This is a genomic window from Gordonia rhizosphera NBRC 16068, from assembly GCF_000298195.1.
Classification (GTDB): Bacteria; Actinomycetota; Actinomycetes; order Mycobacteriales; family Mycobacteriaceae; genus Gordonia; species Gordonia rhizosphera.
The window spans coordinates 1-19676 of the sequence record NZ_BAHC01000036.1 but is presented as its reverse complement, the minus strand read 5'-3'; the positions used below and the strand labels follow the sequence as shown (position 1 = coordinate 19676).

General features: G+C 66.5%; 16 protein-coding genes and 2 tRNA genes. 6 read left to right on the top strand and 12 right to left on the bottom strand.

Going from position 1 to position 19676, the window contains the following annotated elements; genetic code table 11:
* Positions 1-379: 379 nt before the first annotated feature.
* Positions 380-488, bottom strand: a tRNA-Ala gene (locus GORHZ_RS30700).
* Positions 489-661: 173 nt separating this feature from the next.
* Between GORHZ_RS30700 and sepX the strand changes: the two genes are divergently transcribed.
* Positions 662-2035, top strand: coding sequence for a divisome protein SepX/GlpR (gene sepX, locus GORHZ_RS03095; RefSeq protein WP_006330330.1), 1374 nt, complete (start codon positions 662-664; stop codon positions 2033-2035).
* Positions 2036-2111: 76 nt separating this feature from the next.
* Positions 2112-2184 (top strand) — tRNA-Ala (locus GORHZ_RS03090).
* Between the two features lie 130 nt (positions 2185-2314).
* On the opposite strand, the gene GORHZ_RS03085 is transcribed toward GORHZ_RS03090, so the two are convergent.
* From GORHZ_RS03085 to GORHZ_RS03065, 5 genes are all read right to left on the bottom strand, one after another.
* Positions 2315-5122 (bottom strand): helix-turn-helix transcriptional regulator, encoded by a 2808-nt coding sequence (locus GORHZ_RS03085; RefSeq protein ID WP_040529942.1) that lies wholly within the window; start codon positions 5120-5122, stop codon positions 2315-2317.
* A gap of 10 nt (positions 5123-5132) precedes the next feature.
* Complete coding sequence (locus tag GORHZ_RS03080; RefSeq protein WP_157205043.1) at positions 5133-6779, bottom strand: long-chain fatty acid--CoA ligase; 1647 nt, start codon at positions 6777-6779, stop codon at positions 5133-5135.
* Positions 6780-7558: 779 nt separating this feature from the next.
* Complete coding sequence (locus GORHZ_RS03075) at positions 7559-8443, bottom strand: bestrophin family protein (protein WP_006330327.1); 885 nt, start codon at positions 8441-8443, stop codon at positions 7559-7561.
* A 182-nt stretch (positions 8444-8625) separates the two neighbouring features.
* A complete protein-coding gene (locus tag GORHZ_RS03070) occupies positions 8626-9732 on the bottom strand; it encodes a CapA family protein (protein ID WP_006330326.1) in 1107 nt (368 codons plus the stop codon).
* Positions 9733-9777: 45 nt separating this feature from the next.
* Positions 9778-10062, bottom strand: coding sequence for a hypothetical protein (locus GORHZ_RS03065; protein WP_006330325.1), 285 nt, complete (start codon positions 10060-10062; stop codon positions 9778-9780).
* A gap of 356 nt (positions 10063-10418) precedes the next feature.
* Between GORHZ_RS03065 and GORHZ_RS03060 the strand changes: the two genes are divergently transcribed.
* Complete coding sequence (locus GORHZ_RS03060) at positions 10419-10724, top strand: nucleotidyltransferase family protein (protein ID WP_040529939.1); 306 nt, start codon at positions 10419-10421, stop codon at positions 10722-10724.
* Complete coding sequence (locus tag GORHZ_RS03055; protein ID WP_006330323.1) at positions 10708-11073, top strand: HepT-like ribonuclease domain-containing protein; 366 nt, start codon at positions 10708-10710, stop codon at positions 11071-11073. Before GORHZ_RS03060 ends, GORHZ_RS03055 begins: the two co-directional genes overlap by 17 nt.
* A 623-nt stretch (positions 11074-11696) precedes the next feature.
* Here the strand turns inward: GORHZ_RS03055 and GORHZ_RS03050 are convergent.
* The 4 genes from GORHZ_RS03050 to GORHZ_RS03035 form a co-directional block, all read right to left on the bottom strand.
* A complete protein-coding gene (locus GORHZ_RS03050) occupies positions 11697-12530 on the bottom strand; it encodes a DUF2182 domain-containing protein (RefSeq protein ID WP_006330322.1) in 834 nt (277 codons plus the stop codon).
* 4 nt (positions 12531-12534) lie between these two features.
* Positions 12535-13137, bottom strand: a complete 603-nt coding sequence (locus tag GORHZ_RS03045) for a DUF1326 domain-containing protein (protein ID WP_006330321.1) — start codon at positions 13135-13137, stop codon at positions 12535-12537.
* An 85-nt stretch (positions 13138-13222) separates the two neighbouring features.
* Positions 13223-14431 carry an arylsulfotransferase family protein gene (locus GORHZ_RS03040; RefSeq protein WP_006330320.1) on the bottom strand — a complete coding sequence of 403 codons (1209 nt, stop codon included), beginning with the start codon at positions 14429-14431 and terminating at the stop codon, positions 13223-13225.
* Positions 14432-14628: 197 nt separating this feature from the next.
* Positions 14629-15774 (bottom strand): arylsulfotransferase family protein, encoded by a 1146-nt coding sequence (locus GORHZ_RS03035; RefSeq protein WP_245551331.1) that lies wholly within the window; start codon positions 15772-15774, stop codon positions 14629-14631.
* 202 nt (positions 15775-15976) lie between these two features.
* Between GORHZ_RS03035 and GORHZ_RS03030 the strand changes: the two genes are divergently transcribed.
* Together GORHZ_RS03030 and GORHZ_RS03025 are read left to right on the top strand one after the other, a co-directional pair.
* The gene (locus tag GORHZ_RS03030; RefSeq protein WP_006330318.1) at positions 15977-16570 is read left to right on the top strand and encodes a TetR/AcrR family transcriptional regulator; all 594 of its coding nucleotides are present in this window, start codon (positions 15977-15979) and stop codon (positions 16568-16570) included.
* Positions 16571-17030: 460 nt separating this feature from the next.
* Positions 17031-18488, top strand: a complete 1458-nt coding sequence (locus GORHZ_RS03025) for a DEAD/DEAH box helicase (RefSeq protein ID WP_006330317.1) — start codon at positions 17031-17033, stop codon at positions 18486-18488.
* An 80-nt stretch (positions 18489-18568) separates the two neighbouring features.
* Here the strand turns inward: GORHZ_RS03025 and GORHZ_RS03020 are convergent, their stop codons facing one another.
* Both GORHZ_RS03020 and GORHZ_RS03015 read right to left on the bottom strand, forming a co-directional pair.
* Positions 18569-18889, bottom strand: coding sequence for an AzlD domain-containing protein (locus tag GORHZ_RS03020; RefSeq protein ID WP_006330316.1), 321 nt, complete (start codon positions 18887-18889; stop codon positions 18569-18571).
* Positions 18886-19623 carry an AzlC family ABC transporter permease gene (locus GORHZ_RS03015; RefSeq protein WP_006330315.1) on the bottom strand — a complete coding sequence of 246 codons (738 nt, stop codon included), beginning with the start codon at positions 19621-19623 and terminating at the stop codon, positions 18886-18888. Before GORHZ_RS03015 ends, GORHZ_RS03020 begins: the two co-directional genes overlap by 4 nt.
* Between the last annotated feature and the right edge of the window lie 53 nt (positions 19624-19676).

The window sequence follows — 19676 nt, the reverse complement described above, 5'->3', positions numbered from 1 at the left end:
CCCCGGCGCGGGCGACATCACCCTGTACGAACCGAAGTACGATCCGCCCGCCCTGAGCTGACCGGCGGTGACCGCTCACATCTCACCTCAACCCGGCAGTGGTGTCGACCAGCCTTGTCGCGTTAATGACCCGGCCGATCCGGCTGACCAGGACCGTCGATGCCCACGCGGTTCCGCGGGCGGCCCACGCGGTCGCCCTGAACGGTGAAGGCGCTGAGATTTCCCGCTGCGCACCGGAGAGCACTGCCTCATCCTGAGGGTCCTCGTCGGGGACATGCGCCGCATCCCAGAACTCTCGTGGGTACCCAGCCGGGATCGACAGCGTGCGCCGACACGTCGGGACCCCCTCCGACGCAGGTCGGAGGGGGTCCCTCGTCGGTGGAGCTAAGGGGACTCGAACCCCTAACCCTCACACTGCCAGTGTGATAGTCGGTGTTCGCGGGTCTTTGCCGTCGTCCGGCGTCGCATCTGCCAGCGGGTTTACGTCCTCGGGTATCCACCGTGTCATGCGGCGTTGCTTGGTGTCTTAGCTGAGGCTGAGAGCGACCGAAGAAACCCGGAATGTGGCCGTCGCCCGGCGCGTCTGCGCTGGCTGGGCGCGGTGCGGCCCTAGATTGTGGAGTGGCGTCGTGTAACCAGAGTGAAAAGAAGGGAGAGTCGCATGCCGAACTCAGTGTTGTGGGTCTGCCTTGTGGTCGTATGGCTTTTCGTGCTGGTGCCGATGGTCATCAAGGGACGTCCTGCGTTGCGGAAGACCACGGATGCGGTCAAGGAGACCCGGCTGCTGCACCGCGGTGGCACGCGGACACGGACCAGCACCCGGCGCGCATCGGGGGCGCATCCGCACGATCCGTCCTGGAAGGCCGACCGCAAGAGACGCTCCACGCGCGCGGCCGCGACCGACTCCGAGATCGACGTGACAGCCGAAAATGATTCCGCGACAGGGGATTCGGCGACCAAGGTTGCGAAGGCCCAGACGCGTGTGCGGCGTGCGACTACTGAGACGGTGGCCGCGCCGACCGTCGACACCGACACCGACACCGACACCGTCGAGACCGACGCGGAATCCGCCGGCAACGTCGAGGTGGCCGCCGAATCCGGCCGCGCCAATACCGATACCGCTGGCACCGGATCGAGTGACAGCACCACGGGTGCCGACGAGGCCGACGAGGAGATCACCGTGGACGGCGAGTTCGTCGATCCCGAACGCGACGAGGACGAAGCCGACCTCGGTGACGTCGTGGATGCCGAGATCGCGGACGCGGAAGACGCTGAGATGGCCGACGCCGAGGACACTGTCGACGACGACCTCGATGATGAGTACGGCGACCGCGACGAGCACGACCTCGATGACGAGTACGAGGACGACTACGAGGACGAGGAATACGACGAGTACGACTCGGACGACGAGCATGACCTCGACGACGAGTTCGACGACGATTTCGACGACCTCGACGAGGACTTCGTCGCGCAGCACGCCGACGACGACGCCAACGTCACGGATGCCTCCGACGCCGACGCCCATGACGACGAGCCGGAGGCGTCGACTGCGGCACCCACGCGGGCATCGACACCGGCGCGTCGTCGGCGGGCGGTGTACTCGCCGGACGCCAAGCGTGAGCAGCTGCGGTACAAGGAGCGTCAGCGGGTGCTCATCGGCCTGGGGGTCCTGCTGCTGGGCGCGATCGTGTCCGGCGTCGTCCTCGGCACCGTCGGATGGGTCGCGACCGGTGTCGCCGGGGTGATGGTGCTCGCCTACCTCACCTACCTGCGCCGGACGGTCGCAACCGAGCAGCGAATCCGCGCCCAGCGCGCGGCCCGGGCGCGACGCTCCGCCGCGGAGCAGGCCGAACGACGCCGTCGCCAGGAGTCGGTGCCCGAGTTCGCCTCGGCGCCCCCGCCGCCGCGTCTGCGTCGTCCGGGCGGCGCGACCGTCCTCGAGATCGACGACGAGGACCCCGTGTTCGACCACCTGCCGCCGTTCCAGCGGCGCCGGATCATGCGTGAGGACGACACCCTGCGCCGCGTCGGCTGACCGCGTGGGGCGGCGTTTGGGAGTTCTACGGCCGGTGCTGCTAAAGTGGCCAAGGCCGGTCAGACGATGACCGCCCGGGGCTATGGCGCAGTTGGTAGCGCGACTCGTTCGCATCGAGTAGGTCAGGGGTTCGATTCCCCTTAGCTCCACAACAGAAACCCCAGGTCAGAGCACATTCTGGCCTGGGGTTTCGTCGTCAGTTGGTCGCGTCGCCCCCCAGGCGTCCGTGTCACCATCGAATGGATCTCGACCTCGCATCCGCCGCCCGGTTGCCGGGGGTCAGCCGTTTGCCGCAAGCACGCCGGGAAGCTCAGTCCGGGAAGAGATTGAGAGCTTTCGGTAGGCGTTGCCGAGGTGCTTTTCGACGGCTTTTCGAGTGACGAACATGGATTGAGCGATTTCGGTGTTGGTCATGCCGTCAGCCGCCAGTCGAGCGACGCGGTTCTCGGAGGCGGTGAGAGCCTCGACGCCGGTGACGGATCGGCGGCGGGGGCGTGCTCCGGCGGCCTTCAGCTCCTCGGCGATGACATCGGCCAGGATCGGTGAGCCGCACTTGACTGCGAGATCCAGAGCTTGCCGCAGTGGTTCGCGCGCGTCGCGTGGGTGGCGGTTGTGGCGCAGCAGGACACCGAGTTTGTGCAGGGCGTGGACATGTTCGAGGCGAGCCTCGGAGGATTCGAGGACCGCGACCGCCTCGCGTAACAGGTCGATGCCGTCGTCCCCGCCGAGAACCGTGCCAACGGTGCTGAGTGAACTTCCGAGCCAGGGCGCGGCCCCGAAGGCGCGGGCGTCGCGGAGTTGTTCGTCGGCCAACGCGGCTGCTTCATCGCGCCTGCCCAGTACGGCCAGGCAGCGGGCGGCCCCGGCCCGCCAGTTGAACCCCGCGCTGCGCCGGCTGTGCCACCGCTCGAGCCGGCTCCCGCAGGCCGTCAGGTCGGTGAGCGCCGCTTCGGGACGACCGAGCGCCAGGTTCAGCCACCCCCGGGCCTCCACTTCGGTCAGGTCCAGCACGCTGAGTCTGCGTTCTTTGGGGCCCTCGCCACGCGCTGCCAAGACCTCGGCGGCCCGCATCGGGCCGTAGCGCTGGGCCAGGATTCCGACGAGGACGGCGGTCTTGGCTTGTCGACCGAGTACCCACCCGTGTTCGTGATCGGCCTGTATGGAGGTTTCGATGTCCGCCTCGGCTTCGGTCAGCCGGCCGAGCTGAAGATGCGCCTGGGCGCGGAGCGTCGAGTTCCACTCGAATTGAATCAGCGCACCCGTGCCCAGAGCGTGTCCGAGTGCCTCGTCGACGGCGGCGAATGCGTGAGACAGGCGCCCGGCGCGGAGCAGGCACAGCGCAGCCCACGCATGCGCCCACGCGTCGGGGTTCCCGGCGAGTAGCACTCCGTCGCCGAGCGCCCGTTCAGCGAGATCGAGGACTTGCGAAGCGGGTGCGCAGTCCATGAGCGCCTGGAAGGCTACGGCTGCCAGCCAAGTGCATTCTGCCCAGGTCTTTCCTTCTGGTATCGGGCGCCGAGGACGTTGAGCCGGTGGGATCGGAGGCGCGTCCCAGAAGCCGTAACCCATCATGGTGCGCAAAGCGTCCAGGGCCAGCCGCTGGTCCCCGTCGGCGTCAGCGGCAGCGGCCCACACTTCGTCGGGCGAGTCTTCGCCCCGATAGGTGGCGGCATCGACGAGCGCGAACACGGCCTGCCCACGTTGTGTCGCGCTCGTGGCCGTCCGAACAGCGAGCTCCAACCACCGGGTCGCCTCGGGGTTTTCGGCACGCAGGCCGGCCGAGCCGAGTTCCAGCAGGATTTGGGCCCGCTCGCTCTCGGTAGGCCGTTCGCTGAGGGCTCGCTCAAGGTACGGGATCGCGGCTCCGGGTGCTCCCCGCGCCATGCTGAGTGTGGCTGCCGTGCGCAGCGACCCGACCATCCATGGTTCGGCCGTCGATTCCATCGCTACGACATGCCGGGCAATGGCCTCCGGACCCGCCCCGTAGTCGGCCAGCAGAACGGCCGCGCGGCGGTGCAGTTCCGAGCGCGCTCCGGGCCCCAGCTCGTCCGTCACCGCGGCCCGCATCAGGGGGTGGGTGAACCCGGATGAGCCGTCGGGGCGAAGGATTTCCGCGGCGACGAGCGTATCCGTGGCGGCCGCTGCTGCGCCGGGGTCGAGCCCGGAGAGCTCGCCGACCTCGCGTAGCGAAGAGGCTTCACCCAGGATCGCGGCCGCCCGTGCGAGCGCCACCGAGCCGGGGCCGAGGTGGTGCAGCCGGGGTAGCACGATCCGACCGATCCGGTCACCGCCGGCCACCAGGACACGGTGAGCATTTCGGGCGGTCGGCTCGACCCCGGTCGCCATCAGGCTGGTCACCAGGGTGCGCACCAGCAGCGGGTTGCCCCCGGTAGCGCGGTGCACCGTCGTGCAAAAGGCCCTCTCAGCGTGGCCGGCCAGATCTTCGACGACTGTGGCGGTCGCGGCTGCGGTCAGCTCACGGGGCTCGATGACCACCAGCTCGGGCGACGAAGCGAGAGCATCCGCCAGGCGGCTGGCCGGGTCGAGCTCACGAGGGCGAACGGTCAGGGCAAGAAGGACGGATTCCCCTTCAATCCGGGGGATGAGATAGGCCAGCCAGTTCTGCGAGGCGTCGTCGGCCCAATGCGCATCATCGACGGCGAGCACAAGCGGGCGCGTCTCGGCGAGGTTGGCGGTCAGCCAGTAGAGCCCGTGGGTGACTGCGAACGAGGAACTTGAGGATTGGCCGTGGCCGAAGTCGAACACGGGTGCGGCCAGGCCGGCGGCACCGGCGAACAGGCGCGACCGTTGCTCGGTGTCGGCGCGGGAGACCGGACGCTCGAACAGTTCCCGGACCACCGCGAGCGGGAGCTGACGCTCCTGTTCGCCGCCGCGCCCGCGCAACACCAGTGCGCTTGCGTCGGCATCTGCGCATACCGCGTCGAGCAGTCTGGTCTTTCCGACACCCGGCGAGCCCCGGATCAAGGCCACGCGCCCGCGACCGCCGAGCGCATCGGCCAGAGCTTCGCCCAGCAGTGCCAACTCGGCATCGCGCTCGCGCAGCGGCAACTGCGAGCGGTTGCCCATACCCGCAATGCTAGCCGCGATCACCTGCGACAAGGGGTGAAGGCGACTGCTTCACCACCTGCTCGACGGGCAACGTGGCGGCGGCCAGACGCCGACGCAATTCCTTCTTGTTCAGCTTGCCGACGCTGGTCTTGGGAATCTCGTCGACGAACGCGAACGCCTCCGGCAGCCACCACCGGGCCACCGAATCTCCCAGATGCCGTCGCAACTCGTCTGAGCCGACGTCGACGCCGGGCTCCCGGACCACGCATGCCAATGGGCGCTCGCCCCACCGCTGGTCGGGGATCGCGATGACCGCAGCTTCCCGCACCCGGGGGTGCGCCGCGATCGCATTCTCCAACTCGACCGAGGAAATCCACTCCCCACCGGACTTGATCACGTCCTTGCGCCGATCTCTCAGGCGCACAAAGCCGTCAGGGTCGACCGCCGCCACATCGCCGGTGCGCAGCCAGCCCCCGCTGAATCGTTGTCCGCTGGTCGGGTCGTCAAGGTAGTCCGCGGCAATGCTTGGACCGCGTACTTGCAGCTCGCCAGTGCTCTCGCCATCCCACGGTAGGACTGTGTCAACGTCGTTGACGATCCGGGCCTCCACGAACGGCAGCGGTCGCCCGGACTGCTCCCGGTAATGCCAGTGTTCCTCACCGTCAGTGTTCGGCGGTGGCACGCTGACCGCTACCACGGCGGTGCATTCGGTCATGCCCCACACCTGCAGGACCGTCACCCCGTGCCGATCTTCGAAGCCCTGCATCAGCGGCCGGGGCACTGCGGCTCCACCGCACAACACCAGCCGCAGCGACGACAGATCCGGACGGTGGGCATCGGCATAACGCAACAGGTCGGTCATGATCGTCGGCACCGCGCCCGAGACGCTCACCCTCTCCTGCTCGATCAGCCCGGCGAGCGACTCGCCCCGTAGAAATTGCCCCGGCAGCACCAGCGACGCCCCAGCCAGAGCGGCGGCGTAGGGCAGTCCCCATGCGTTCGCATGGAACATAGGCGCGGCCGGCATGACCCGGTCCGCTGCCCGCAGTCCAAACGAGTCCGGCAGGCAGGCCAGCAACGAGTAGACCGCCGTAGACCGGTGCGAGTACAGCACACCCTTTGGGTTGCCGGTTGTGCCCGAGGTGTAGCAGAGACTCGATGCCGACCGCTCATCGATCGTCGGCCAGTCAAATTTCTCCGGTTGCCCGGCCAGCAGGTCCTCATACCGCACCGCGCCCGGCAACCCGTCGGCCTCGCCGGAACCGACGACCACGAAACGCTCGACCAAGGGCAGCCGGGGTACCAGCGGCGCCAGCAGCGGCACCAACGAGTCGTCCACCAGGATCACGCGGTCCCGAGCGTGGTTGATGATGTAAACCAGTTGGTCGGGGTGCAACCTCAGATTCAGGGTATGCAGCACCGCCCCCATGCACGGCGCAGCGTAGTACGCCTCCAGGTGTTCCTGCGTGTTCCAGCAGAGCGTGGCCACCCGGTCGCCCGGTTCCACGCCCAGTGACTTCAGCCCGCCGGCCAGTCGTGCGATCCGACCGGCCAACTCGCCATAGCTCGTGCGCCGCACTCCCTCGGGGTACAGCGTCACTACTTCCGAACTGTGGTGGACCGTACTCATCCTGTAGAGCAGGTGCTGCACTGTCAGCGGGAAGTCGTTCTGCATCAGACCGGTCAACATCTCGGTCTCCTTCCGAAGGTCTGTGGACTATTCCCACGATGCCGGTTGCCGGTCACGCGAGCAGTGGGGAAGCACCCCACAGTTTGGAGCGGCTCCTGGTGCCTTCGGTGTCGTTGACCCCCGGAGGTGCAAGTGCCAGGAGCGCCGGCTGTGAACCGGGGTCCACAGACGAATCTCCAACGGACACACTGAGGCTCGAATGCGCCCGCTGAGCTCCGCCCCGAGCAACAGCCTCGGCCCGTCGCCGATTCGCTGCGCTCGATCTTCACGACTGTCGGCCGGCCGCCGAATATTCGGTGACCACGGCCAGTTCGCACTGTCCAGGTATCAGCGCTTACAGTCCTCCGGCGATGGACGTCAGTCCATACTTTCGGGGTGATCAAGGCCAACGGCGAATCCGAATTGCTCTGGCTCCTGATCGATTCCGGTGGTGTCTTCGGGACCATCCGTCGACGCTGCCGGCCAGCGTGCCGTCGGTCGCCAAGATCTCGTGCTGCGCTCCCGCCGGAACGACGCTGCTGTACTCGTACACGACCAACGCCACGAACTCCCACAGTCTCCGGCACGACGGCGAACACATCACCGGAACATCCCGTTTGCCCTGAACCGGATCCACCTCGGCTACGACACTGCCCTTGGCACGACCAGATTCGACTTCTGACAGCGCGACACCACGCATCGCACAAGTCACCGGCGTGGGCCTGAGCTGGCGCGCAGGTCGCGCAGCTCACTGGACTGTTGTGGTGCTGAGATTCTGAGCGTACTCACCACCAGACGGTGGCTTTGTCGCTCTGCCTGGGCGCAGCCAGGGGCTGTCCACTGCCGAGCAGATTGCCGGTGATGGTGCCGCAGAACCGGTACATCGGCAGATCGAACACGCTGTTGTTCATCGGCCGCTCGAGGAAGAAGCCCAACCGTTCCGCAGAGACGAACAGAGCCATGAAGACCAGGCCCAGGAAGATGCTGCCGACGAAATGGTCGGCGACATGGAGGAGGTTGAACGCCACGAGCGCGAACACCCACGCCAGGCCGCGGACGAACATGTCGTAGTGGGTCGGGATGGGCTGATTGCGGATGCGCTCCAATCCACCCTGCGACGCCACCAGGCCGGTGTTGACCGACATCAGCATCACCCGGGCCGGGCCGTCGATGTAATCGCCCGCGGAAAGCCATTGAACATCCTGTGCCTGACGGTTGAGCAGATCGGTGGCGGTTGCGCCAGGTGGGTCCTCGGTGAGGTCGACGACCCCGGGCAACGGCGCGATACCGCGCAGTTCAGCGGCCAACTGCCAGGCGTGGCGGACCTGACGGTGCCGCATGCGGTCGAGGACCGGTGCAATATCGGCCGACCCGGTGTCGACCGCGGACAGCCCGTTGTGCATGGCCCGACAGTCGTTGATGACCGCACCCCACAGCGTGCGTGCCTCCCACCAACGCTGGTAGGCGTTCATGTTGCGGAACCCGACGAAGATCGACGTTACGATGCCGGCAGTGGCCAAGATGGCGTCGTAGTCTTCCGGATCGACGGTGTCTGGAAGCGGCAGCAGGATGGCGGCAATCACCACCACCGCCAACAGGTCGTACCTGAGCTGCCACCCCACCAGCCCGAGAACCTTGACCGGACCCGTCGGCCCCACACTGCGGATCATCGTCGAAAGCGTACGCGGTGACCGCTCGGACCACTATGCCAACGGGCTTTCCGGGCGATCCCCCACCCACCAGAATTGGCGTCCGACACCGACTCGATCGTCAAGGACCTCATTGGCCACGGTTACCCGCGCTTGCCCGCGACTGCCGCCTCACCGTCGCGCGACAGTCCTGGCGATGGACGTCATTTGGGAGACTCGACCTCCAAGAGGTCCTCGGATCGAAGGGCGACACGAATCTTGAATTGGTGGCTGGTGTGCTCCATGGTCTTTCGTAGCCATTCGGCATCGGCGTGGGAGACACGCTCGAGTCGCATCTGCCGCACACGTAGCGGAATCATCTGCAGCGAAATCAGTTCCGGGCCGGCGGGATCGATGGACGCCGAGTACAGCAGTCGGAGGTCACTGCGGAAGGATTCGTGCCTGCCGATGCCCTCGTAGTCATCGATGACATCGCCGCAGCCGTACAGGATGGGTCGGCTGCGGTAGATCTCGATCGGGCGGGGATGGTGTGAGGAGTGTCCGTGAACCATGTCGACGCCGGCGTCGATCAGTCGGTGCGCGAACTCGACGTCGCTGGGCGCGATCGCATAGCCCCAATTGGATCCCCAGTGCACCGAGACGATTGCGATATCGCCGTCACGCCGGTGCGCCAGAAGCTGTGACGCCAGGTCGTCGGTGGCGTCACGCTGCCACGGACGCGAGATCAACCAGACACCGGCTCGGTCGCGGTGTGCGGCCCACGATTCGGGAACCCCGGCCGATGTCATTGCCACCGAGGCGATCAGGATTCGATGGTTGTCGTCAACCGCTACCACTGCCGGGCGGCGGGCGGCGGTCAGGTCGACACCGGCCCCCGCGCCCTGGATTCCCGCTCGGGCGAGGGTCGCGAGCGTGTCGTTCAGCCCTTGGTAGCCGAAGTCGAGGATGTGGTTGTTGGCCAACGCGCACACGTCGGGCCGCAACGCCGTCAGCGCGGGCACGTTGTCCGGGTGCATCCGATAACACACCATCTTGCGGTCTGCGAAGTCGCTGCCGACCGTGATCGTGGTCTCCAGGTTGATCAGGCGAACGTCCGGAGCGGCATCGTCGAGGAGTGCCGGCACGTCACCCCATGGCCACTGCCAATCCACGGGGCTCGGGATGGGCCCGTTCGCGCGCTCGGCCAAACGGACATATCGTCGCGCGTCGGTCACAACCGGCTCGCGTAGTTCCGGATCGCCGGGATGGGGCAGAATCTGATCGACGCCACGGCCGAGCATGACGTCCCCGCCCAGCAGCACCGTCACCATGTCAATCGCCGGCCACTCCGTCGGTGTCTATTGATCCCGCAAAAGTCAGTCCGCGGCGTGCTGTCCGTCAGCCAGCCGGACCACATAAGTGTGGTCGGCGGGGTGGTACTCAACCGTGCCGCCCTCGACAACCATCCCGACCAACGTGTCGCCGGCCTGGAAGAAGTAGGCATTCTCCTCGTCGCGCAAGGAATCGATGTGGCAACCGGGCACGATGACGACTTTCCGCCGCGGATCGCAGGTGAGGACCTCGATCCTCGCCCCAGTCGCGTTCATTGCCGCCTGCTCCTTCTGGTGCGGCTGGTGTCGCCTTATTGCATGCTCAGCCATGTGCGTTGTCCTCTCTGGAAAGCGCCGATTGCTGCGAGCATCTGGATGACCCGAGTGTCGCTTCGCACCAACCGCCTGGCGAGGGCCGAACATCCTCAAGTTCACTCTCCCCGGCATCCCATTGCAAGAAGCCGCCGTCAACACCCTTCGCGTTTCCGCAGCTCATTCGTGTATGTTCGCGTCGTTTTCACGTCGTCAGTCTCGGTGTTTCCCAGTCGGCGCGATTTCTGAAGTGAGTTCGATTCCCTTTGGCTCCACATCTCGGGTGGTCAGGGTGAGGAATCGAACTGGTGGCTCGCACCAGCGGACCCGAGCGTAAGACTCGCACCCGTGCCCGAATCTGGGACACTTGGCCTATGAGGACCGCGATACCTCTCGATCTCGATGCGATCGCTGGTGCGTGCGATCGTTACGGGGTTGCGCGGCTCAGGGTTTTCGGTTCGGTGATCACGGGCAACTTCGATCCTGTGAAGAGCGACGTCGACTTCCTTGTGGAGTTCAAGGCCGGCCGCGTCAACGTCTTCCATGACTACTTTGACCTCAGAGCTGCGCTTGAGAAGATCGTCGGTCGCAAGGTCGACCTCGTCATGGCGAGTGCGGTGAAGAATCCCTACTTCGCGAGGTCGGCTTTCGACAGCGCCAAAGATGTCTACACGGCCTGACTTCGGCTCCGCGGCCTATGTTTGGGACGCGCTCAACGCGGCGCAGAACGTGTCGCAGATCGTCGCCGCGATACCGTTTGAGCGGTATGCCGGCGCCCTACTCTATGAGTCTGCGACCGAACGGCAAATCGAGATCGTCGGCGAAGCCCTCCGCAACCTGCGCCGTGTAGACGAGAGTCTGGCCGAGCGAATACCTCACCTACACAAGATCATTGGCATGCGGAACATCTTTGTTCACGGATATGTGCAGGTTGACAGCTTGATGGTATGGACCGCGGCGACAACAGACGTGCCGGCCCTCATCCCGGTGCTTGAGCGGCTTCTCGATGAGTTCGAGAACGAATCCTGAGGTCGACGTCGGGTTCTGTCGTCATCGGCCACGCATCCGGAAGTTCTTGCTCCACACCTGCGACCGTCCTCCGAAAGCATTCGGGGGACGGTCACAGACGCGGGGGAAGAACTGCTGCCGTGTCAACGCCGTCGACTTCACTCGCGTGTCCGCGGGTCAGTGCGCGTACTTCGCGCCGCACGTCGTCAATCTGGGCGTTTCCCCCCAGCCAGCGCGATTTCTGAAGCGAGTTCGACTCCACGGATTGGAACCGGATCGATGGAACCAGCGTCGAAGATGTTGTGCTGGTCCACCTGACTTGACGACACCTGCCGGTCCACGGCGAGCGGCTACTGCGGGAGATAGAGTTGGCTCATGAAAGTGACGACAATGCGGAGCGCACACGCGAAGGCGACACGTCGCGGCGTCGACACAATGAACATTCAGCCTCGGCGCATGCTGACGCCACGTCGGCGAACGGCTATATCAGCGCAGACGATGACTCAGAACGCTGTAAAGAGGATCCGGGATCTGGGCTGACTGCCGCTGGGGACGCCCATCACCAAGTTCTTCCGCCACGCCCGTGACCGTCCACCGAATGGCAACTGGGGACCTTCACAAACGCGGGGGAAGAACGGTTGCGGCTACATGTTCATGTCGCTCATCTGCACCTGACCCGGAATCGTCAGGCCAGGAACGGATTCCGGGGCGGTTGCCACCAGTACCCCCAGCACCAGTAGCACCGCGGCGGTGCCGTATGTCGCGACCCGGCGCCACGGCAACAGTTTCTCGACCGTGATCAGCGCGGTGACGAACGCCATCCAGGTGATGCTCATGATCCCCAGTGCAAACAGCGACGCCATCAGTGCCCAGCAACAGCCCAGACACCACATGCCGTGCGCGGCGCCCATGCGCAACGCCCCGGACAGGCCGGCACGCCAATGGCCGAGCAGGACGCCGAGAGGACTGCGGCAGTGCCGCAGGCAGGCGGTCTTTGCCGGGGTGAACTGGTAGACGGCCGCCACGACGAGGATGCCGCCGGCCACCCAGCGTCCGGCGCTGTCCCAGGACAGGGTGTCACCGAGCAGCCATCGTCCCGCCTCGGCGACGGCATAGGCCAGGAGTCCGGACGCGGTCCAGGTCAGCAGGTAGCCCAATGTAAACACCAGAGGGGCCACCGGCGACCGCTGCTTCGTCATCCGCGAATACAACGCCACCGTCGGCCACACCGACGGCAGCATCATCGCGGCCATCATCACCAGCCAGACGAGCAGGAACCAGCCGAGGGTGCCGAGTGCGGTGCCCGGACCGGCGTCCATGCCGCGCATCTGATCGACCGTCCACCACCAGGCGAGCACGGCGAGCGCGAACAGCAGCACGACGAGCCCGACCCGGACGCGCGCCGCCGAGAAGGCCGGCCGCAGGCCCTGCTCCGCATCCGCATGCCCCCGATGCGCATGGCCGGCGGCAGTTGCCATCTCCTCAGGCCGCCCAGGCGAACTGTTCGATCGACACGCCCGACTTGCCCTCGTAGGCGATGCCGAACATGTCGACGGTCGCCCGCGTCGCCTTGGACACAGTCATCTCCGAACCGGCGGGATGGAAGATCCCGACGACCTTCGCCGGTTTCCCCGTTTCTACGCCGAACGGCACGACATCCTGGATCTCGAAGTCCACCGCGTCACCGATCTTGACCGAATGGGTCAGTCCCTCCTCGTGCACCTCGATGGGCGCCCGCTGCATTCCTAGATGCTCGCCGATCAGCGGCGCCAGGGCCTCCATCGGTCCACCGAGCTGCCCGCCGAAGACGCCCTGCAGTTTCTCGGCCTGCTCATCGGACGCCTTGGCGTCGATGACGGCGCCCACTCTCCAGTTGCCCTCGGTCATGATCTTCGGCGCATCGGCGACGAGCGCCACGACCAGGCCGCCGACATCGGTGCCCGTCACCTCACCCTCGGTGATGTTGAATACGAACACCACGCGGCAACGGTCGTAGTCTGCACCGCCGGCCAGGTTGAAGTTGCACGGGCAGAAGAACTCGCATGAACAGGTTTCGATATATGTTCCCTTGACATTCCACGACATGTTCCGGCCTCCTCGCGGATTTGGTATCGTGACAAGTTTTGATTGTCCGCCCCTACTCGCGAGTCCACCAGAGGCGGCCGCGAACTCACGGCCAGTCGGCGAGATATGCCCGATACGTCCCGACCGGGAGCGTCGCCTCGTAGACGAGTTCGCCCGAGCGGGAGAACTCGGCGATGTGCGGCGACGTGCCCCAACTGCCGAAGACACCGCCGTTGGCCAAGCCCTGGGAGTTGCCCATCGCCAGACTCGCCAGACCGGCGGGATGCGTCGTGGCGCGGACCAGGCGGGCGGTACGTCGTGCGGGATCGATCCGGATCCACTTGATACGCGAGTAGCCGAGCTGGTTGTTGCCGGCCTCGTTGTTGTCGAAGACGCGGATCGTGTGGGCGTCGGTGAACTCGGCGTCGTGCTGGCCTGCGATGGAGGTCCCCGGCCCCATGGCAAGAGTGGGGTGTTTGCCGCCCAGTTGCCATTTCACCCTCCCGCTCTGAATGTCGACGCCAACAACGGCATCGAGATTCCGGAACGAGATGAGCAGGTCTCCGGAAGGATCGAGCGCGACCGAATTCATGTGGTACGCGTCGTAGGTGGTGCTGCCGGGGCCGAGGGGCATCGTCGATTCGGTCAGCGGGATGTGGGCCCGCGTTGACCAGCGCATCAGTGCCTTCCCGGATGCGACGTCGACCACCGAGGCGACGCAGTCGAACAGCGTTCCGTTGCTCGGCCCGCCGACCGCGGTGAGGTCGGCACGGACCGGTACGTAGGAGATGATCAGGGCGCGCCCATCGGGTGTGAGCTGGAACTCATGGAGGTCTGAAGTCAATCCGGCGCCCGGCCGGACCGTCTTGATGACGCGGCCGCGGAGGTCTGCGATGTAGTGCACGCCCGAGCCGATCCCGTTGGTTCCGTCGCCCTCCCACCAGGTGAGCACCTTGCGGCCCCGATAGGTCTGGGGGCGGAAGTCGGCGACCAGCTTTCCGTTCGGCGGGGTGTAGCGCCACACTTCGCGACCGGATTTGTCGGCGATGATGTTGGCCGGTCGGAGCTGGTCGAACGCGGACGTGTCGATCGGGACCGGGAGTGCGACCGCCATCCCGGTGGTGTAGAAGACATACCCGGAATGGCCGTTCGGTTTGTTGACCCAGACGGTGTACCACGGCGTGCCGAAGGGCAGGCTGGGCTGTTGTGGTTCGGCGGTCGCCACCGGAGTGAAGGTGGTCGAGATCCCGACAATTCCTGCCATCAACAGGGCGGCACAAATGTTCCGTCCACGCCGCTGAGTCTTCTTCTGCATCGTGTCCTCCCAACGAGGCGCTGCAGGGACGCTCGGTCGAGGTGATCGTAGTCGCTGGCAGGCCTCAACAGGTGTGAATCGGGGCCGGCGCGGCGTTTGCGTTCGAAACCCTCTCGGCTCCACAGAAACAACCCCAGTTCAGAACGCGATTCCGACTTGGGGTTGTTTTCGGTTATCGCCTGCCGGTCACCTGACGGTCACGGCCAGGTATCCATGTATGCGCGGTAGGTCCCGACCGGAAGTGTCGCGTCGTAGACCAACTTGCCGGTCGGGGAGAACTCGGAGATGTGCGGAGCCATTCCCCAACTGCCGGCGGTGAATCCCCTCGGCAGCGCCTGGGCGTTCCCCATCGCAGCGCTGGCAATATCGGCGGGATGGTGTTGTGCGCGAACCAGTATGGCGGTGTGCTTGCGGGGGTCGATCCGAATCCACTTGATAGCTGACTCGCCCTGCTGGTTGTAGACGTCGATGTTGTTGTCGAAGAAGCGGACTGTCGAGGCGTCGGCGAACTCGGCGTCGTGCTGGCCGAACATCGACGTGCCCGGGCCCATCGCGAAGTCCGGATGCTTGCCGCCCAGGCGCCACCTGATCTTCCCGGTCGCCATGTCGACGTCGTAGATGGCGTTGAGGTTGCGGAACGAGATCAGCAGGTCACCATCGGAGCCCAGCGCGATCGAGTTCATGTGATACGGGTCGTATTCGCTGCCGCGCACGATGTCGCCCAGTCCGTTGGGGCGCGAGCTCGACGCGGCGACCGGAATGTGCTCGAGGGCCGACCAATGCGTGAGTACCCGATTCGTGGCGACGTCGACCACCGCTGCGACGCAGTCGAGCATGACCCCGTCACGCGGTCCACCGACCGAGGTGAGATCGGCCTTCACCGGCACATACGAGGTGATCAGCGCGCGTCCATCGGGGGTCAGACGGAACTCGTGCACATCCGAATGCAGACCGTCACCGGGCGTCACGGTCTTGATGACGTGCCCGTTGATGTCGGCGATGTAGTCCACGCCTGCGCCGTGGCCGGCGGCTCCGGTGCCCTGCCACCAGGTCAGGACCTTGCGGCCCTGGTAGATCTGGGTGCGGAAGTTCGCAACGGACTGTCCCCTCGGGGGTGTGTAGCGGTACACGATCTTGCCGGACTTGTCCGCGATGATGTTCGCCTGGCCGATCTGATCGAGCCCCGGCTGGTTGATCACGAAGGGGACCGCGGCGGCCTGGCCGGTCGTGTAGAAGACCCGGGCGGCGGACCCGTCCGGCTTGTTGACGTTGACGGTGTAGTCGAACGTGCCCACCGGCATCGTGGGCAGCCGGGGTTCGGCGGAAGCTGCGGGGGCTACCACTCCTCCCGCCAGGACCAACGTCGCGATGCCCGCTCCGACGCGTCTTTGCCAACGACGATCCCGAGTCCGGAAGCACATACGATGTCCTTTCGACGACCACCCAATAGTTGAACAAAACATTCATATGTTCAACTCTCAGATTTCGGTCAAACCGCTCTCGTGACTGGCGTATCGCGCGGTCGCGGTTCGCTATCGTTACGCTATGACGCTTGGCGCCCCGACGGACTTTCCGGAGCACTCGACCAGGGAACGCCTACTCGATGTCGCCGCGCACAGGTTCGCCGAACACGGATACCGGCAGACGTCGCTGGCTGCGATCGCCCGGGAGGTGGCCATCACGCCGTCGGCGGTCTACTTCCATTTCGCCGGCAAGGAGGAGGTGTTCCTCGCGGCGTTCGACCGGGAGGCCGGTCGCCTGGGAGACGCCATCATCGGGCGGGAACCGCAGGCCGTCGGCGACGGGTACTGGAACGCGGTGCTGAACGACGTGGTCAAGCACCTGCCGGAGTATCCGCTGGTGGCGCGGGTGCTAGGCGGTGCGGAACCCGAACTCATGAGCCGCATCGTCGCGGGCGAGTTCTCGACGCGGCTGCGTGCAACGGTGGCGGTCAGCCTGCGCAAGGGGCAAGAGGTGGGACGAGTGCGGATGGACATCGATCGCGACCGGGTCGCGCTCGCGGTCGAGACGATCATGCTGGCATTTCTGGTGATGACCGTGCAGGCTCGCGGCGTGGGCCGCGACGAGCGCGTCGGGGCGATCGGCGAGCTGATGCAGCTCGCTCTGTCGCGGCGGTGAACGGCGGGGCGACGGACTCGACACCTCGACCGTGTCAGAACTGAACGATTCGTGGTTTTCGTCGGTTGTTACTCGTCGACCCGGCTGACGGCGCGTAACTGAACGGCCAGCCGACCGGGCCTTGGGCGGCGCACACCGGTCGTCGGTCAGGGGCGAACTCATGCCGACCGCCTGCCCGGGCAAAGGCGGGGAGCGTGAGCTGCCGGGGGCCGACGGTGCGGCATGACGTCCGTCACTGTGATTTGGCCGCTCTGTGTGCCCTCGCGTAGTGTTGGCGGTATTGATGCACCCCAAGGGTGCCGTCAACGCGTCGTAGAACGCTTCTTCGACAGGCGACACGCGCCTGGTCTTTGACTTCATACGGCGAACGAACACGCACACATGCGTCTTCGCCATTCGACACAGCGCGGGCCGTCCGAGTGCTGCCGTGCGCCGTGTCCACCACAGAAAGAACGGGACGTTGTCCGTTACCTTTGCTTCCCTCGGCGTGCCCGCCGAACTCGTGAATGTTCTTGCCGCCGACGGCAAGACCGAACCATTTCGTATCCAGGCCGAGACGCTGGGCGACACGCTGGCCGGTGACGACGTCATCGGTTCCGGTAAGACCGGCTCCGGCAAGACGCTGGCCTTCGCCATCCCACTGGTCGCCGGGCTCGCCGAGATCGGCGTGACCCGTAAGCCCGGCGCTCCGACGGGGCTGATCCTGGCCCCGACCCGCGAACTCGCCACCCAGATCGCCGGCGTCGTCACCCCGCTGGCCCGCGCGATGAACCTCACCGTGACCACCGTCTTCGGTGGTGTGAAACAGAACCGCCAGGAGGAGGCGTTCCGTCGCGGCGTCGACATCGTTGTCGCCTGCCCCGGACGACTCGAGGACCTGATGCGCCAGGGGATCGTGCGGCTCGACGAGGTGGAGATCACCGTCCTCGACGAGGCCGATCACATGGCCGATCTGGGCTTCCTGCCCGGCGTGACCCGGATTCTCGCCGCCACCCCGCACGACGGCCAGCGCATGCTGTTCACCGCGACCCTCGACAACGGGGTCGACAAGGTGGCCAAGCGATTCCTGGACCAGCCGAAAATGCACTCCACCGAGGAGACGACGGCGCCGGTGCAGATGACCCATCACGTCTACGAGGTCTCTCCCGGCGAGAAGAACGCCCTGGTGCAGGAGCTCGCGTCCGGTCGTGGACGTCGAATCCTGTTCACCCGCACCAAACATCAGGCCCGCAAGCTGGCCCGCAAACTCAGCGACAGCGGCATTCCGGCGGTCGACCTGCACGGCAATCTCAGTCAGGCCCAACGTGATCGGAACCTGAAGGCCTTCGGCGGCGCCGACGTGCGGGTCCTGGTGGCCACCGACGTCGCGGCCCGCGGCGTGCACGTGGACGACGTCGAACTCGTTGTCCACGTCGACCCGCCCGCCGAACACAAGGCGTACCTGCATCGTTCGGGCCGCACGGCCCGTGCGGGCAGCGCCGGTGACGTGGTCACCGTCTGCCTGCCGGACCAGCGGCGAGACCTCGCCGGGCTGCTGCGCAAGGCCGGCATCAAGGTGGCGCCCACACCGGTGACCGCTGCTTCGGCCCACGTCGATGCTCTCGTCGGCCCGCGCGCGGATTTCGTCGCGCCGCAGGAGAAGCCTGTCGCCGCGCCGACCGCCCGGAAATCGTCACCGCGACGCGGTCGCTCGGCGGACGGACGGGGCCGTTCGACCGACGGACGTCCCGCCGAGCGACGTTCCGCAGACGGACGTCGGGAGACCGCGTCCGGTCAGCGCCAGCGCGGCTCCGGCCGGGCGACAGCGGCGCACTCGACGGGCGAACACTCGGGCAACGGTCGGCGACCGGCCAGTCGCCAGCGCAGCGGACACTCCGGCCAGCGCTCGGCGCGCCGCGGTGCCCCGGCCGCTCGGTAGGGAGGCCTCCTACGGCACCCCGGGCGCTTTGCGGCACCCCGGGTGCCTTGCGGCGCCGGGCGCCTACGGCACCGGGTGCTCTACGGCACCCCGGCCGCACGCAGACCGGCGGCGACCGCCGCGGCGAGGACGATGACGACAACGAGGGGAGCCCGGCACAGGGCGGCGCCCACACCGATGGCGACTCCGGCGGGCCGGGCCCACCCGGCGAAGTCCTGGCCCACGAACAGCGCCCCGGTCAGGGCGACCCCGACCAGCAGAACGATGGCGGCGCGGTCGAGCAGTGCCGCCGTCTGCTCGGAAACCTCGACGCGTCGACGTAGTGCCGGACCCGCCAACCGGATCACGTAGGTGCCACCGGCGAGAAGGGCGACACCGGCGAACAGGTCCAGGCCGCTCATCGGGCGACCTCCGGGACCGTCAGCGGGCCGGCATCCTCGCGCGAGGGTGCCTGCCGGTCCCGGCGTCGCCGGCGAATGACCTCCACGGCGGCCGGACCGGCCAACGCCATCAGGATTGGCAGACCCGCCGGCAGAACCGGGGACGCCGCGACGGCGATCCCGCCGCCGACGAGGGCAGCGGTCAGCGTCGTGCGGTCCCGCAGCGCGGGAACTGCCAGCGCGGCCAGCAGGGCCGGGAACGCGGCGTCGAGACCGAGCCACTCGGGGTGTGCCACCACTTCGCCGATGGCCGACCCGAGTACCGAGCCGAGTGGCCAGCTGACCAAAACCCCTGCGCCGCAGAGAAAGAACGCGGACCGTGCGCGGCGTGCGTCGGTGTGGCCGGCGGCGATCGCGGCGGTTTCGTCGTTGATCAGGTGCGCACCGAGCAGCAGGCGCGGCCCGCCATCGAGGTGTCTGCCGACGGCGAGTCCGTATCCGAAGTTGCGGGTGTTCACCAGAATCCCGGCGAGCGCGCCCAGGATCGGGGCGCCACCGGCGGCCAAGATGCCGATGAAGACGAACTCCGACGACCCGGCGAGGACGACGGTCGCGATGGTGAGGATCTGCCACCACTGCAGGCCGGCCCCATGCGCGGCTACGCCGTAGGACGCGCCGATGACCAGCACGGAGGCACTCATCACCGCGACGGTGCGACACGTCTCCGCATTAAGTGTTCTCCAAAACGAACGCATGACCACTATGATGAACACTATGGATGATGTTCGTCAAGATGGACGATCGTCCG

Excerpts from the sequence above, each read along its gene's own strand:
- sepX (WP_006330330.1), top strand. The coding sequence starts at position 662 with ATGCCGAACTCAGTGTTGTGGGTCTGCCTTGTGGTCGTATGGCTTTTC.
- GORHZ_RS03085 (WP_040529942.1), bottom strand. The coding sequence starts at position 5,122 with ATGGGCAACCGCTCGCAGTTGCCGCTGCGCGAGCGCGATGCCGAGTTG.
- GORHZ_RS03080 (WP_157205043.1), bottom strand. The coding sequence starts at position 6,779 with ATGCAGAACGACTTCCCGCTGACAGTGCAGCACCTGCTCTACAGGATG.
- GORHZ_RS03075 (WP_006330327.1), bottom strand. The coding sequence starts at position 8,443 with ATGATCCGCAGTGTGGGGCCGACGGGTCCGGTCAAGGTTCTCGGGCTG.
- GORHZ_RS03070 (WP_006330326.1), bottom strand. The coding sequence starts at position 9,732 with ATGGTGACGGTGCTGCTGGGCGGGGACGTCATGCTCGGCCGTGGCGTC.
- GORHZ_RS03065 (WP_006330325.1), bottom strand. The coding sequence starts at position 10,062 with ATGGCTGAGCATGCAATAAGGCGACACCAGCCGCACCAGAAGGAGCAG.
- GORHZ_RS03060 (WP_040529939.1), top strand. The coding sequence starts at position 10,419 with ATGAGGACCGCGATACCTCTCGATCTCGATGCGATCGCTGGTGCGTGC.
- GORHZ_RS03055 (WP_006330323.1), top strand. The coding sequence starts at position 10,708 with ATGTCTACACGGCCTGACTTCGGCTCCGCGGCCTATGTTTGGGACGCG.
- GORHZ_RS03050 (WP_006330322.1), bottom strand. The coding sequence starts at position 12,530 with ATGGCAACTGCCGCCGGCCATGCGCATCGGGGGCATGCGGATGCGGAG.
- GORHZ_RS03045 (WP_006330321.1), bottom strand. The coding sequence starts at position 13,137 with ATGTCGTGGAATGTCAAGGGAACATATATCGAAACCTGTTCATGCGAG.
- GORHZ_RS03040 (WP_006330320.1), bottom strand. The coding sequence starts at position 14,431 with ATGCAGAAGAAGACTCAGCGGCGTGGACGGAACATTTGTGCCGCCCTG.
- GORHZ_RS03030 (WP_006330318.1), top strand. The coding sequence starts at position 15,977 with ATGACGCTTGGCGCCCCGACGGACTTTCCGGAGCACTCGACCAGGGAA.
- GORHZ_RS03020 (WP_006330316.1), bottom strand. The coding sequence starts at position 18,889 with ATGAGCGGCCTGGACCTGTTCGCCGGTGTCGCCCTTCTCGCCGGTGGC.
- GORHZ_RS03015 (WP_006330315.1), bottom strand. The coding sequence starts at position 19,623 with ATGCGTTCGTTTTGGAGAACACTTAATGCGGAGACGTGTCGCACCGTC.